The sequence below is a fragment of the Pseudonocardia sp. DxW genome, from assembly GCF_058448985.1.
The window spans coordinates 76,414-89,047 of the sequence record NZ_JBZFLK010000019.1 but is presented as its reverse complement, the minus strand read 5'-3'; the positions used below and the strand labels follow the sequence as shown (position 1 = coordinate 89,047).

The 12,634-nt window shown below is 74.1% G+C and carries 17 protein-coding genes; 10 read left to right on the top strand and 7 right to left on the bottom strand.

The window, feature by feature from the left end:
- Window positions 1-53 precede the first annotated feature (53 nt).
- The 7 genes from ACVJO7_RS25820 to ACVJO7_RS25790 all read left to right on the top strand — a co-directional run bounded on the left by ACVJO7_RS25820 (window position 54) and on the right by ACVJO7_RS25790 (window position 3,387).
- On the top strand, window positions 54-527 hold the full coding sequence (locus ACVJO7_RS25820) for a hypothetical protein (RefSeq protein ID WP_491675023.1): 474 nt from the start codon (window positions 54-56) through the stop codon (window positions 525-527).
- Between the two features lie 158 nt (window positions 528-685).
- Entirely contained in the window at window positions 686-1,171 is a 486-nt protein-coding gene (locus ACVJO7_RS25815) for an Asp23/Gls24 family envelope stress response protein (protein ID WP_344021599.1), read from the top strand.
- Window positions 1,168-1,563, top strand: a complete 396-nt coding sequence (locus tag ACVJO7_RS25810) for an Asp23/Gls24 family envelope stress response protein (protein WP_491675022.1) — start codon at window positions 1,168-1,170, stop codon at window positions 1,561-1,563. Before ACVJO7_RS25815 ends, ACVJO7_RS25810 begins: the two co-directional genes overlap by 4 nt.
- A 58-nt stretch (window positions 1,564-1,621) precedes the next feature.
- On the top strand, window positions 1,622-1,834 hold the full coding sequence (locus tag ACVJO7_RS25805; protein WP_491675021.1) for a hypothetical protein: 213 nt from the start codon (window positions 1,622-1,624) through the stop codon (window positions 1,832-1,834).
- A gap of 7 nt (window positions 1,835-1,841) precedes the next feature.
- A complete protein-coding gene (locus ACVJO7_RS25800; RefSeq protein WP_491675020.1) occupies window positions 1,842-2,252 on the top strand; it encodes an Asp23/Gls24 family envelope stress response protein in 411 nt (136 codons plus the stop codon).
- Window positions 2,249-2,788 (top strand): DUF6286 domain-containing protein, encoded by a 540-nt coding sequence (locus ACVJO7_RS25795; RefSeq protein WP_491675019.1) that lies wholly within the window; start codon window positions 2,249-2,251, stop codon window positions 2,786-2,788. Before ACVJO7_RS25800 ends, ACVJO7_RS25795 begins: the two co-directional genes overlap by 4 nt.
- Entirely contained in the window at window positions 2,788-3,387 is a 600-nt protein-coding gene (locus ACVJO7_RS25790; RefSeq protein ID WP_491675018.1) for an alkaline shock response membrane anchor protein AmaP, read from the top strand. Before ACVJO7_RS25795 ends, ACVJO7_RS25790 begins: the two co-directional genes overlap by 1 nt.
- Here the strand turns inward: ACVJO7_RS25790 and ACVJO7_RS25785 are convergent.
- Both ACVJO7_RS25785 and ACVJO7_RS25780 read right to left on the bottom strand, forming a co-directional pair.
- Window positions 3,384-4,229: a DUF8692 domain-containing protein gene (locus ACVJO7_RS25785; protein ID WP_491675017.1), complete on the bottom strand. Its 846-nt coding sequence runs from the start codon at window positions 4,227-4,229 to the stop codon at window positions 3,384-3,386. The genes ACVJO7_RS25790 and ACVJO7_RS25785 overlap by 4 nt on opposite strands.
- A 199-nt stretch (window positions 4,230-4,428) precedes the next feature.
- A complete protein-coding gene (locus ACVJO7_RS25780; protein WP_491675016.1) occupies window positions 4,429-5,373 on the bottom strand; it encodes an aldo/keto reductase in 945 nt (314 codons plus the stop codon).
- 89 nt (window positions 5,374-5,462) lie between these two features.
- Between ACVJO7_RS25780 and ACVJO7_RS25775 the strand changes: the two genes are divergently transcribed.
- Genes ACVJO7_RS25775 through ACVJO7_RS25765 form a run of 3 tightly spaced genes read left to right on the top strand, consistent with a single transcriptional unit; the run spans window position 5,463 to window position 9,056 of the window.
- Window positions 5,463-6,017: a Chromate resistance protein ChrB gene (locus ACVJO7_RS25775; RefSeq protein WP_491675015.1), complete on the top strand. Its 555-nt coding sequence runs from the start codon at window positions 5,463-5,465 to the stop codon at window positions 6,015-6,017.
- Window positions 6,014-8,581, top strand: coding sequence for a cation-translocating P-type ATPase (locus ACVJO7_RS25770; protein WP_491675014.1), 2,568 nt, complete (start codon window positions 6,014-6,016; stop codon window positions 8,579-8,581). The genes ACVJO7_RS25775 and ACVJO7_RS25770 overlap by 4 nt, the downstream gene beginning before the upstream one ends.
- Before the next feature lie 10 nt (window positions 8,582-8,591).
- Window positions 8,592-9,056 (top strand): acyl-CoA thioesterase, encoded by a 465-nt coding sequence (locus ACVJO7_RS25765; RefSeq protein ID WP_491675013.1) that lies wholly within the window; start codon window positions 8,592-8,594, stop codon window positions 9,054-9,056.
- 75 nt (window positions 9,057-9,131) lie between these two features.
- Here ACVJO7_RS25765 and ACVJO7_RS25760 read toward each other — a convergent pair whose 3' ends face one another.
- The 5 genes from ACVJO7_RS25760 to ACVJO7_RS25740 all read right to left on the bottom strand — a co-directional run bounded on the left by ACVJO7_RS25760 (window position 9,132) and on the right by ACVJO7_RS25740 (window position 12,552).
- Window positions 9,132-9,527, bottom strand: coding sequence for a hypothetical protein (locus ACVJO7_RS25760; protein ID WP_344021617.1), 396 nt, complete (start codon window positions 9,525-9,527; stop codon window positions 9,132-9,134).
- A 317-nt stretch (window positions 9,528-9,844) separates the two neighbouring features.
- Window positions 9,845-10,189: a hypothetical protein gene (locus tag ACVJO7_RS25755; protein ID WP_344021619.1), complete on the bottom strand. Its 345-nt coding sequence runs from the start codon at window positions 10,187-10,189 to the stop codon at window positions 9,845-9,847.
- Between the two features lie 166 nt (window positions 10,190-10,355).
- Window positions 10,356-11,138, bottom strand: a complete 783-nt coding sequence (locus ACVJO7_RS25750) for a GAF and ANTAR domain-containing protein (RefSeq protein WP_491675012.1) — start codon at window positions 11,136-11,138, stop codon at window positions 10,356-10,358.
- A 58-nt stretch (window positions 11,139-11,196) separates the two neighbouring features.
- The gene (locus tag ACVJO7_RS25745; protein WP_491675011.1) at window positions 11,197-12,033 is read right to left on the bottom strand and encodes an MBL fold metallo-hydrolase; all 837 of its coding nucleotides are present in this window, start codon (window positions 12,031-12,033) and stop codon (window positions 11,197-11,199) included.
- A 66-nt stretch (window positions 12,034-12,099) separates the two neighbouring features.
- Window positions 12,100-12,552 (bottom strand): Lrp/AsnC family transcriptional regulator, encoded by a 453-nt coding sequence (locus ACVJO7_RS25740; RefSeq protein ID WP_358486737.1) that lies wholly within the window; start codon window positions 12,550-12,552, stop codon window positions 12,100-12,102.
- Between the last annotated feature and the right edge of the window lie 82 nt (window positions 12,553-12,634).

The window sequence follows — 12,634 nt, the reverse complement described above, 5'->3', positions numbered from 1 at the left end:
AGGGCGACGTGGACCTGTCGCGGCCTGCGCGAACGCAGTTAGCGTTGCGCCCCATGACGGTCGACGCGGACGGTCCCGCCGGGATGGCCGACGCCCGGCGGGTGGTGACGATCCCGGAGCTCTCGGCGCCCAGCTACCTGCAGGCGGTGCTCTCGGTCGCCTACCGCGACGAGCGCAACAGCGTCCCGCTCACCGTCGCGACCCCGGCCGGGCTGGTGTTCGGCAACGCGGTGCATCCCGCCGCCTGGCTGCGCCGGCTCGGCGACCAGCTGCGCGCCCTGACCGCCGACGACCCGCGCAACGAGTCGGCGCAGGCGATGGCGCAGATGTTCGACGACATGGCCGACGGCCGGGGCGACGAGCGCCCCGGCGTGGACGTCCCGGTGAAGGACATCCACTGGATCTACTTCACCGACGCGCTGATCGTGCCGACGGCGGCGGCCGGGCCGAACTACGTCGATCCGGCCTGCTGGCAGGTGGCGCTGCGCGAGGTCACCGCCTGGACGATCGGCCTCCCTCCACGATAGTGACCACGGTCACTCACACCTTCGCGTGAGGATCGGTCGTTGCGGGGCCTCACACGTGTGTCGGGCGGATCGACGGGGCACTGGATGTCACCAGGCCCGATCCGGTTCCCTCACCCGGCCCGACGGATCTCGGGCCACGATCAGGAGGCGTGAACACCATGAGCACCACCACCGACGCGAAGACCACCGCAGCGAAGGCCCCCGCCGTCACCGGCACCCCATCGGCCCTGCAGTCCGAGCACGGCAGCACCCGGATCGCCGAGACCGTCGTCTCGAAGATCGCCGGGCTGGCCGCCCGCGAGGTCAACGGCATCTACGCACTCGGCGGCGGCGCGGCCCGCGCGTTCGGCGCGCTGCGCGAGCGCATCCCGGGCGGCACCACCAACGCCTCGCAGGGCGTCTCGGTCGAGGTCGGCGAGAAGCAGGCCGCGGTCGACATCAACGTCGTCGTCGAGTACGGCGTGTCCATCGCGGACCTGGCGAAGGCCGTGCGCCGCAACGTCATCTCCGCGCTGGAGCGGATGACCGGGCTCGAGGTCGTCGAGGTCAACATCTCGGTCGACGACGTGCACCTGCCGTCCGACGACGACCACGAGGACGCCAAGGAGACGAAGCGGATCGACACCCCGTCGCGGGTGGCGTGAACGCCCCGGTCGCCGCGGCCGGAACCGATGCCGACCGGATCGCCGTCGCCACGCTGAGCTGCCCCGCGGTGGCCCGGCTGCACGGCGGCCGGTTCGGCGAGGTAGCAACCTACCTGCCCGGCCGCCGGATCGGCGGCGTCCGTCTGCGGTCCACACCGGACGGCGATCCGGCCGGCGTGCAGGTCGAGGTGCACGTCGTCGGGCGCTACCCGGCAGCGGTCGCCGAGATCGCCGACCAGGTCCGCACCGCGCTGCGCCCGATCGTCGGGTCGGCCCGGGTGGACGTGGTGGTCGGCGACTACGCCGGCGAGACCGAACCGGCACCCGTCCGGCCATCGGACTCGACACCGGCCACCGGCGAGATCGAGCACCCGTCCGCGGACCGCGGCTGAATCGCCGCCGGAGCTCCATCCACCCGGCTCCATCCACCTCTTCAAGGACGTGACCGCGATGCCCACTCTCACCAACACCCAGATCGGCCTGCTCGCCGGCCTGCTCCTCGGTATCGCCGGGGTGGTCGGCGGGTTCGGCGGGTTCGTCGTCGCACTCGTACTGGGTGCGGTCGGCCTGCTCGCCGGACGCTGGCTGGACGGCGGGCTCGACCTGACCGAGCTCTCCGAGCGCTCCGGGCTGACCGGGCGCGGTTCCGACCGGGTCCGGTGATCCGGCCGTGACCACCACCGTCCCGGAGTCGCCCGGCGCCCCCACCGTCGATCCGGCCGCCGAGCAGCGCGGCCGGGTCGACGTGGCCGACCGGGTCGTCGAGAAGATCGCGGTCGCCGCGCTCGTCGAGACCGACGGTGTCGGCGGCGCGACCGGGACCGTCGACCGGATGCTCGGCCGCGACGAGAGCGGCGGCCGCCCCCGGGTGACCGCCTCGGTGTCCGGCCGGTCGGTCCGGCTCGACGCCCGGATCTCGGTCGGCTACCCGTCCCCGGTCGCCTCGACCTGCGACCAGGCTCGCGCACACGTCGTGCAGCAGGTGCAGTCGCTGACCGGCCTGGACGTGGCCCGGGTGGACATCGCGGTCGCCGCGCTGACCCACCCGCGGGCGGCCTCGACGGGGAGGGATCTCGCATGATCCGCCGTCCCCGCCGCTCGGTCGCCGCGTCGCTGGTCGCGCTGGTGCTGCTGGCGGCCTGCGTGCTGCTGGCGGTGGCCGTGGTGCAGCAGCTGCTCGGTCAGCAGCCGGTGCTGCCGTTCACCGACCTGAACGCGCTCGCGGCCGGCCTGACCGGGGCCGACCTCGCGTTCCTGGTGCTGTCCGGGGTGCTCGCGCTGGCCGGTCTCGTCCTGGTCCTGGTCGCGCTGCGGCCCGGCACCCCCACCGTGCTGCCGCTGGCCGGCAGGGGCGGCACCGCCGCGACCGACACCGGCATCACCCGCCGCAGCCTGGACCGGGCGCTGTCCGACGCCGCCACCGGCGTCGACGGGATCGTCCGGGCGAACGTGTCCAGCACCCGCCGCCGGGCGACGGTGTCGGCGCACGCGTCGTTCGGCGACGCGACCGCGCTGCGCACCGCCGTCCGGGACGCGGTGTCCGAGCGGCTCGCCGCGATCGGCCCGGCCCGCAGCCCGCGGGTCCGGGTGAAGGTCACCGGAACGAAGGAGTCGTGATGGCCGCCGCCAATCCCCCGGCCCGCCTCAACCGGAGCCTGCTGCTGCTGATCGGCCTCGTGCTGCTGGTGGCGGGCGCGGCCGGTCTGGCGTTCGGCACCGGATCGCTGCGGGCGCTACTGCCCGGTCTCGATTCCTCGGTGCCGCTGCTGCCCGCCGCGCTCGATCCGCCGTCCTGGGTGCCGTGGGTGACGCTGGGCGCGGCCGTCGTCGTCGGGCTGCTGGCCCTGCGCTGGCTGCTGGCCCAGGCCCGGCGCCGGCCGCGGACCTCGGACTGGACGCTGCCCGCGGCGCAGGTCGCCGGCCGCGACGCCGGCATCACCCGGCTGCACTCCGATCACGCCGCCGCCGCGATCGCCGCCGACGTCGAGTCCTACGACGGCGTCCAGCGGGCCGCCGCCGTGCTCGTCGGCGACCGGGCCCGGCCCGAGGTGCACCTGGACGTCACCGCGGAGACCGGGGCCGACCTGGCCGCGCTGCGCGACCTGATCGACGACCACGCACTGCCCCGGCTGCGGGCGGCGCTCGGCGCCGACGGCGGCCGGACCGAGCTGGTGCTGCGGCTGGTGGAGCCGAAGCGGACCACCCGCGTCGGTTAGCGGGAACCGTCCACGAAGGTGGTCCCGGCGATCCGCAGGCCGCTGCCGCCCGCCATCCGCAGCAGCCCGGCCATCGCGATCACCAGCCCGGCCATCTCGCAGGTCTCCTCGGCGCCGGCCAGCAGGTTGTAGCCGAACGCGTGCACGTCGCCGGTCTGCTCGAACACCAGCCCGCCGACGGCCTCCAGGCCGACCGCGCCGAACAGGAACACGGCGGCACCGGCCACCACGATCCAGCTGCCCGGGCGGCGCAGCAGCATCGGCAGGCAGAGCGCGGCGAGCACCAGGACCAGCACCGACGCCGGGACGATCCAGGCGTAGGTCAGCAGGCCGCTGGTGCCGAACGTGGTGTGGATGACCCAGCTGACCTGCTCGTGGTTCGCGGCGGTCTCGTCCATCGCGACGACCGCGCAGGCCAGGCTCAGCAGGATCCACCGCCAGCGCTCGCGGCGCACCGAGTTGGCCGCGATCAGCGCGAGGATCGCGGCGTTCGCCAGGTGCATCGCCGAGCTGAACCAGGTGGAGATGTTCAGCTCGTTGCCGAGCCGGATCGGCGCCGGGATCTCGAACCCGGGCCGGCCGATCCCGTACACGGCGGCCCCGAAGTGGGCGGTCGCCAGCAGCGCCGCGATCGCTCCGGCGGCCACCACCACCCGGGACGGCCGGAGCAGGGCCAGGTGTGGTGCCCCGGCCGGCGGCTGCGCAGCCGGGGAGGGCTCGGCGGGCGCGGGTGCCCGGGCGCCGGTCGGCGCCGCACCCGCCTCGCGCTCGTCGAACCGCGGGATCACCTCGGTCGCCGGATCCTCGTCGGCGCTGCGCGCCAGGTGGTGCTGGGCGGTCATGTCCCCTCCTTCTGCGCGGCCGGGGGATTCGTCCCGGCACCGGGCCCGCGTGACTCCGCGTCGTTCGGGGAACGGGAGGCGCAGGACGGGCGTCGGGACGTCGGCCGTCAGGTGTCTGAAAGGTAAACGAGCGTCCGTCCCATGGGAAACGCGGCACCGGTCCGCGGCGCAACCATCAGCCGTACGGGGGGCTCCGGCGTCACGACCAGGGGCGGGCCGAACGGGCCGCCCAGTACGCCTCGGCCGGCTCGGCCAGCGCGGCGAGCTCGTCCGCCGCACCGGCCGGGACCGTCCGGGCCGCACCGGCGACGTTGCTGGCGAGCTGTGCGGTGTCCACCGGCCCGAGCAGCACCCGCCAGGCCCACGGGTTGGCCAGCGCCGCGGCGACGGCGAGCTGGTCCGCCGGCAGGCCGAGCCGGTCGGCGAGCGCGACGGCGGCGGCGTCACCGCCCGGGGCCAGCCTGCCGTTCGCGAACACCTCCTTGACGATCACCCGGGCACCGGCGTCGGCGGCCTCGGCGAGCGCGGGCCCGGCCGAGGGTTCGAGCGGGTTCCAGGTGGACTGGAACGAGGTGAACAGCGGCTCGCCGCCCACCCGGACGTCCAGCGCGCGGCGCACCGCGTCGGCCTGCTCCGGACCGGAGGTGGAGATCCCGACCCGGATGCCGCGGTCGCGCAGGTGGGCGAGCGCGCGGTGCACCCTGGCGTCGTCGAGCACGCCGGTGTCCAGCGTCGCCGAGTGCACGTGGTAGATCCCGAGCCGGTCGCCGAGCAGCTGGCCGGTCAGTGCGTACTGCTCGGTGAAGGCGTCCAGCGAGTGGTCCTTGATCTCGTGCCGGTCGGCGTCCATCCGCCACTCGCCGACGTAGCGGTACCCCCACTTCGAGCCGATCTCGACGTCGTCGATCTCCGGGTGGGCGGCCAGCCAGCCGGCCAGGAACTCCTCCGCGCGACCGTAGGAGCGGGCGACGTCGAGATAGCGGATGCCCGCCGCGTGGCCGGCGTCGAGCAGCTCGTGGGTGCGCGCCCGCAGGGTCTCGACGTCCCGGTCGGCGCCGAGCCGCTCGGCGCGGCCGGAGGTGATGTAGGCGGGGCGGGCGATGGCGGCCAGGCCGAGGCCGAGCCGGGACGCGGGGTCGGGCATGGGGACAGCCTGCCGTCCCGGGCCGGGAGCTGCCACCGTCGATGAAACACCTGTTGCATGTGCTTGACCCCGCCCGTAGCGTCCCTGGCATGCCAACCGAGGGCTGGGTCCTGTTGCTCGCCCAGTTGCCGGCCTCGCCGTCGAGTCCGCGGGTGACGCTGTGGCGGCGCGCCCGGGCCGCCGGCGCCGTCGGCCTGCAGAACGGCGCGTGGGTGCTGCCCGCCACCGACGCGCACCGCGAGTTCGTCGAGGGCCTCGCCCGCTACGTCCGGGAGCACGGCGGCACCGCGTACGCGATGGAGACCGTCGCCCGTGACGACGACGGCATCGTCGCCCGGTTCCGCGCCGAGCGGGCCAAGGAGTTCGCCGAGTTCGCCGAACGCACCGGCGCGCTGCTCGCCGAGCTGGAGAAGGAGTCGGCGCGGGACAACTTCTCCTTCGCCGAGCTGGAGGAGAACGAGCAGGACCTCGACCGGCTCACCGGCTGGCTCGCCAAGATCGCCGCCCGGGACTTCTTCCCGGACGAGCGGATCAAGGACGCCGAGTCCATGCTGGACCGCTGCCGCCGGTCGCTGGAGGCCTTCACCGAGGCCGTCTACCGCGCCGAGGGTGTCGCGCCGGACCTGCCGCCGCGCGCGGAATGAGCGCCCACTCCGCCACCGCGGGCGCGGTCGCGGAGGATCTCGGCACCGACCCGGCCGTCGGGCTGGACGTCGAGCTGGCCGCCGCCCGGCTCGCCGAGCACGGCCCGAACCGGTGGATCCTGCCGCGCCGGGTCACCTTCCGGCAGGTGCTCGCCGACGAGATCACCGAGCCGATGATGCTGCTGCTGGTCGCGGTGGCGGTGCTCTACGGCATCTGGGGCCGGCTCGAGGACACCGTCGCCATCGTCGCGATCATCGTGGTGGTCGTGCTGGTCGAGGTGTTCGCCGAGTTCCGCGCGAAGTCGGTGATCGCCGCGCTCGGCACGCTGACCGCGCCGACCACGCCGGTGCTGCGCGGCGGCCGCACCCGCTCGGTGCCGACCGAGGACCTGGTGCCCGGCGACGTGCTGCCGCTGGCGGCAGGCACCCGGGTCGCCGCGGACGTCCGGCTGACCGAGACCTGGGGCCTGCGGATCGACGAGTCCGCACTGACCGGCGAGTCGGTCGCCGCCGCCAAGGACGCCCGGCGGGTGCTCGACGAGACCGCCGCGCTCGGCGACCGCGCCAACCTGGCCTTCGCCGGGACGACCGTCGTCGCCGGGCGGGCCCGCGGCGTCGTCGTCGCCACCGGGACCGCCACCGAGCTCGGCGCGATCACCGGCCTGGTCGTCGCCGGGCGGCCGCCGCGCACCCCGCTGCAGCAGGCCATGCGCGACCTGTCGAAGGCGCTCGCGACGCTGGCGATCGCGTTCAGCGTGCTGGTCCCGCTGATCGGCGTGCTGAGCGGGCAGCCGTGGCGGGAGATGGTGCTGACCGGGCTGACGCTCGCGTTCGCGACCATCCCGGAGGAGCTGCCGATCATCATCAGCCTGGTGCTGGGCCTCGGCGCGTACCGGCTGTCCCGGCGCCGCGGGCTGGTCCGCAGGCTGCGCGCCGCCGAGTCGCTCGGCGCGGTCACCGTCATCGCCACCGACAAGACCGGCACGCTGACCGAGAACCGGATGGCCGTCGACCACGCCGAACCGGTGCGCGGCAGCGCCGACGAGCTGCTCGCCGCCGGGGCGGCCTGCACCGAGGCCACCCCGGAACCGGACGGTGGCTGGGCCGGCGACCCGACCGATGTCGCGTTCCTGGTCGCCGCCCGGGACCGCGGTCTGGCACCGCCGCCGGAACCGGTGCACCGGTTCGCCTTCGACCCGGTCCGCGAATCGATGACGGTGGTGCTGCCGGACCGCCGGGTGGTCACCACCGGCGCCCCGGAGTCCGTGCTCGCCCGGTGCCGCGACGCGGACCCGGCGGTGCTCGCCCGGGCCGAGCAGCTGGCGGCCCGCGGCCTGCGGGTGATCGCCGTCGCCGGCCGGACGGCCGCGGAGATCCCCACCCGGGTGGAGGACGCCGAGCGGGACCTGGAGCTCATCGGCCTGGTCGCGCTGTCCGACCCGCCCCGGCCCGGCGCGGCGGACGCGGTCGCCGCGGCGCACCGCGCCGGCATCCGGGTGCTGATGGTGACCGGCGACCATCCGGCGTGCGCCCGGGCGATCGCCGGGCAGGTCGGGATCGACGGCGACGAGCTGCTGACCGGCCCCGAGCTGGACCTGCTCGACGACGACGGGCTCGCCGCCGCGGTCACCCGGGTGACCCTGTTCGCCCGGGTGACGCCCGCGCACAAGCTGCGGCTGGTCACCGCGCTGCAGGACGGCGGGGAGGTGGTCGCGGTGACCGGCGACGGGGTGAACGACGCCCCCGCGCTGGCCCGCGCCGACGTCGGCGTCGCGATGGGATCGTCGGGCACCGACGTCGCCCGGGACGCCGCCGATCTCGTCCTCGCCGACGACGACGTCTCCACCCTTACCCGCGCGCTGCGCGAGGGCCGCACGCTGCACGACAACCTGCGCAAGGGCGTGAAGTACTACCTGGCCTGCAAGGCGGGCCTGGTCGCGACGGCCGCGGCCGGGGTCGCCGCCGGCCTGCCGATCCCGTTCGCGCCGATCCAGATCGTCGTGCTGGAGATGTACATGGACGTCGCGGGGACGGCGACCTTCGCCGCGGAGCGCAGCGAGCGCGACGCCATGGACCGGCGGCCGCGCGGCCGGACGGACCGCTTCCTGGACCGGCCGCTGGTGACCGACCTGCTGGCCGGCGGCGCGTCGCTGTTCGCCGCGGTCGGCGGGCTCTACCTGGTCTCCTCCTTCACCGGGACGGACGCCGCGACCGCCCAGACGCTCGCCTTCGTCGGCTGGATGTCGGGCTATCTCGCGCTGGCCTGGGTGATGCGGACCGAGCGCACGCCGCTGCTGCGGGCCGGCCTGCTCTCCAACCGGTTCCTGCCACTGTGGACGCTGGTCACGGCGGCGTCGCTGGTCGTGGTGACGACGGTGGACCCGCTGCGCGAGGCGCTGCGGCTGGTCCCGCTGACCGGCGGCCAGTGGCTCGCGGCGGTGCTGGTGCCGGTCGTCGCGGTGTCCTGGATCGAGGTGCGCAAGATGGTCCGCGCGCGACGCCCGGCCGATCGTGCCGGACCGCCCGGATCGCAACGTTCGGGACACCCGCGCCGGGACCGCTAACCTCCGACGGGTGACCGCTCCCGGGGGGCTGCCCCGCCACCAGCTCGCGATGACCGTCCTGATGACCCCGGACATGGCCAACTTCTCCGGCAACGTCCACGGTGGATCCATCCTCAAGCTGCTCGACCAGGTCGCCTTCAGCTGTGCCAGCCGCTGGGCACAGACCTACGTCGTGACGCTGTCGGTGGACCGGGTGCGCTTCCGCGAGCCGATCTACATCGGGGAGCTGGTGACGTTCCAGGCGTCGGTCAACCACACCGGCCGCAGCTCGATGGAGGTCGGGATCCGGGTGACCACCGAGAACATCACCGAGCACACCCAGCGGCACGCGAACAGCTGCTACTTCACGATGGTCGCGATGGACGAGCACCGCCGCCCGGTGCCGGTGCCGGAGCTGGTGCCCACCACCGACGAGGAGCGTCGCCGCTGGAGCGACGCCCAGGCCCGGCGCGACCAGCGCCGGGCGGCGGGCTGAGGCCGCCCGGTCCCGGACGTGCGCGTGCCCCCGCCGACCGGGACGGTCGGCGGGGGCACGGGGGAGAGCGGTGGATCAGCCGATCGCGTCGCCCGAGCCGGACTCCTGCGCGCAGGCGTCGGACTGGTCGGTGACCGAGTCGCCGGACTTGGTCTTCGCGTCGCCGCCGAGGCCCAGGGCGCCGGTCAGGCCGTTGAGCAGCGCGCCGCTCTCGACCGGGACCTGCCCGCCGAGCACGTTCACCGGGATGTTGTTGTTGCAGACCTGGATCGGCACGTTCACGTTGTTGCCGTTCAGGGCGCCGACCAGGCCGCCGTCGGCGCTCTTGTCGATCGCGCCGCCGTCGTGCGAACCGTGGTGCTTCGCGTCCTTCGAGCTCTCGGCGGCGTAGTCGCCGGCGAACGCCAGCGGGCTGACCGCGAGCAGGGTGGCGGCGGACGCCGCGACGATGATTCCGGCCTTCTTCAGCACAGTTCTTCTCCTGATGACTCTCGAGCCCGTGCGACGACGGCCCCGGATACCTGCCGGCACGCTGACAAAATGGGGGAGCCCGTGCCTGCTGCGCTGCAATCTATCCACCGGTCGCCCCGGAAACAATTTCGGTGACCCCATCGGGTGGCGAAATCACTTTCCGTTCGGATACTCCCTCGATCCGGTTCTCCGGTGAACCGGACGAAGTGGTACCGACCACTCACGACGGCCACCCAGCGTGTTCGCGAGGGGTCCGCCGGACACGAAAGTGCCCCGGGACCGAAGCGGTCCCGGGGCACCCCGGTGATCCGGGTCGATCAGTTGATCGAGTCCCCGGCGCCGGCCTCCTGCGCGCAGGCGTCCGACTGGTCGGTGGCGGAGTCGCCGGAGAGCGCAGCGCCCTCGCCCGCGATGCCGGCCGCGCCGGTCAGGCCGTTGGCCGCAGCCGCGTCCTCGACCGGAACCTGGACGCCCAGGACGTTGACCGGGACGTTGTTGTTGCACGCCTGGACCGGAACCTGGGCGTTGTTGCCGTTCAGGCCCGCGACGACGCCCTTGGCGTCCTTGTCGATCACGTTGCCGTCGGCGAACGCGAGCGGGGACAGCGCGAGCAGGCCCGCGGCGGACGCGGCGACGACGAGGCCGGCCTTCTTCTTCAGCACAGTTCTTCTCCTGATGAGTTACGGGACGCGGATCCGCGTTCCCGGCACCTGCCGGCACGCTGACAAAAAAGGGGGAGCCCGTGCCGGCTGGAGACAACGTAACGGCCGGAATCGTCGCCATCAAACCCGGCCACACCATCGTGCCCGCATATTACTTTCCGTGTGGTTATTCACCTTTTCGGTGCGGATCGCCGGGCACCGGTTCCGGACGCCGGGCGGGCACCGGATCGGCGGCCGTCCGGCCCGCGGCCGTCCCGGCCTCGGCGGTGAGCCAGCGTGCGACGTCGACGAGCTTGCGGTTCGAGTCCTGCGACAGGCTGACCAGCAGATCGAACGCGGCCCGGTCGTCGATGGTGAACCGCTCCATCAGGATCCCCTTGGCCTGGCCGATCACGTCGCGCGTCTCGACGGCGTCGGTCAGGCCCTCGATCCGGCGGGCCCCGTAGAGTGCGATCGCCGCCTGGGTGGCGAACGCCCCCGCCATCAGCCGGGCCGGTTCGCCGAACGCCCGGGGTGTGCGGGCGTAGAGGTTCAGCGCGCCGGGCGACTCCTCCACCGGTGCCATCGCGAAGGACAGCAGCCCGCGCACGCCGCGGTCGCGGGCCGCCGCGGAGAACCGCGGCCAGCGGGTCTCGCCGACGAAGTCCTCGACGTGCACGGTCGTCGTCGTCCCGGGCAGCGCCGCGTCGACGCAGGGGCCTTCGGCCAGCTCGGCCTGCAGCGCGTCCAGCTCGGCCACGAGCGGATCGGCGGAACCGTACGAGAACAGGTTGCCGTCCCGGTCGCACATGGTCAGCCCGGCGTGGTCGACGCCGGGCACGTTGACCACGGCGGCCGAGCACAGCCGGGTCAGCACCGCCTCCGGCGCGTCGTCCGCCACCCGTTCGACGAGTGCGGCCGCGCTGCGCGACAGCACCCGGTGCAGTTCCTCCGGATCGAGGTCGTTCATGCCGGCGGCTCCTCCGGAAGTCGGGATCGGGCGGGGGCGAACCCCCGACCGTAACCGCTCAGCCGCCCTCGGTGTCCGGTTCGAGGCCCAGGTGCCGCAGGTAGCGGGCGGCCGACCGGACCACGGCGGCGTGCGCGTCCCCCTGGACGACGTGCCCCCACCAGGCGCCGTGGAGCGCGCGGTAGCGGTACCCGGACAGCGTCCGGACGGCGTGCCGCACCACGTCCGGATGGGCCGGGATCAGGTTCGGGTAGCTGTACATGAAGCCCACCCAGCGCCGGTCCGGGACGACGGTGACGATGTCGCCGGCGCAGATCGCGCCGTGCCCGTCGGTGCCGTCGGCCCAGTGCAGCACCGCGCCGCCGGCGAAGTGCACCCCGAGGTGGACGAGGGTGCGGCCGGGCAGGATCTCGCGCTCGGTCCCGCTCCAGGGCTCGACCTCGGCGCCGCGCGGCACCCAGTCCAGGTCGGCGGCGTGCACGTGGATCGGCACGTCGCCGAACTCGCGGCTCCACGCCGACATCGTCGAGTAGTAGTGCGGGTGCGAGATCGCGATCGCCGCGATGCCGCCGAGCTCGTGCACCCGGGCCACCGTGTCGTCGTCGAGCAGTGCCGTGCAGTCCCACAGCACGTTCCCGCCGTCGCCGGGCACCAGCAGCGCCCGCTGCCCGATCCCGAGGTCGGGAGTCGTCCCGACGCCCCACAGGCCGGGGACCTCCTCGCGGACCTCGCCGCGGAACCCGTCGGCGCGCAGCCGGGCCGGGGTGGTCCAGCGCTGGCCGTCCCAGTCGACGTACTCGCGCTCGTCGGTGCAGACCGGGCACGGTCCGGTGCCGTCGCCGAGCGGGAACTGCACGCCGCAGCGCGGGCAGAGCGGGCGGTCGGCCAGGTACACGGGTCACCTCCGGTCGGGGACGGTGCGCACCGGGTTCCCGTGCCGGACGGTCGTGAACCCCGCGGCTCACACCGGCAGCGGCCGGTCCTCGACGATGCTCTTCATCACCAGGGTCGAGCTGAGCCGCTGCACGCCGGGCAGCGCGGCGAGCCGGTCGTCGTAGAGCTGCTGGAACGCCGACAGGTCCCGGGTGATCACCCGGAGCAGGTAGTCGGGATCGCCGAACAGCCGCTGCGCCTGCACGACGTTGTCGATGCCCGCGACCGCCGCCTCGAACGCGGTGACGGTGACCCGGTCGGCGTCGCGCATGGTGACGAAGACCAGCGAGTCGAAGCCCAGGCCGAGCACGCCGGGATCGAGATGCGCCCGGTAGCCGGCGATCGCGCCGGACTCCTCCAGCGCGCGCAGCCGCCGGTGGCACGGCGACACGCTGAGCCGGACCCGCTCCGCCAGTTCGGTGATGGTGATCCGGCCGTCCCGCTGCACCTCGGCAAGAATCTTCCGGTCGATCGCGTCCACAGCCCGAATCTTCCCTCATACAGGGCCGATCCGCGCAAGCTTGGAAACACCTTCCGGCGGTTCCGCCATAGCGTTTCCCGGG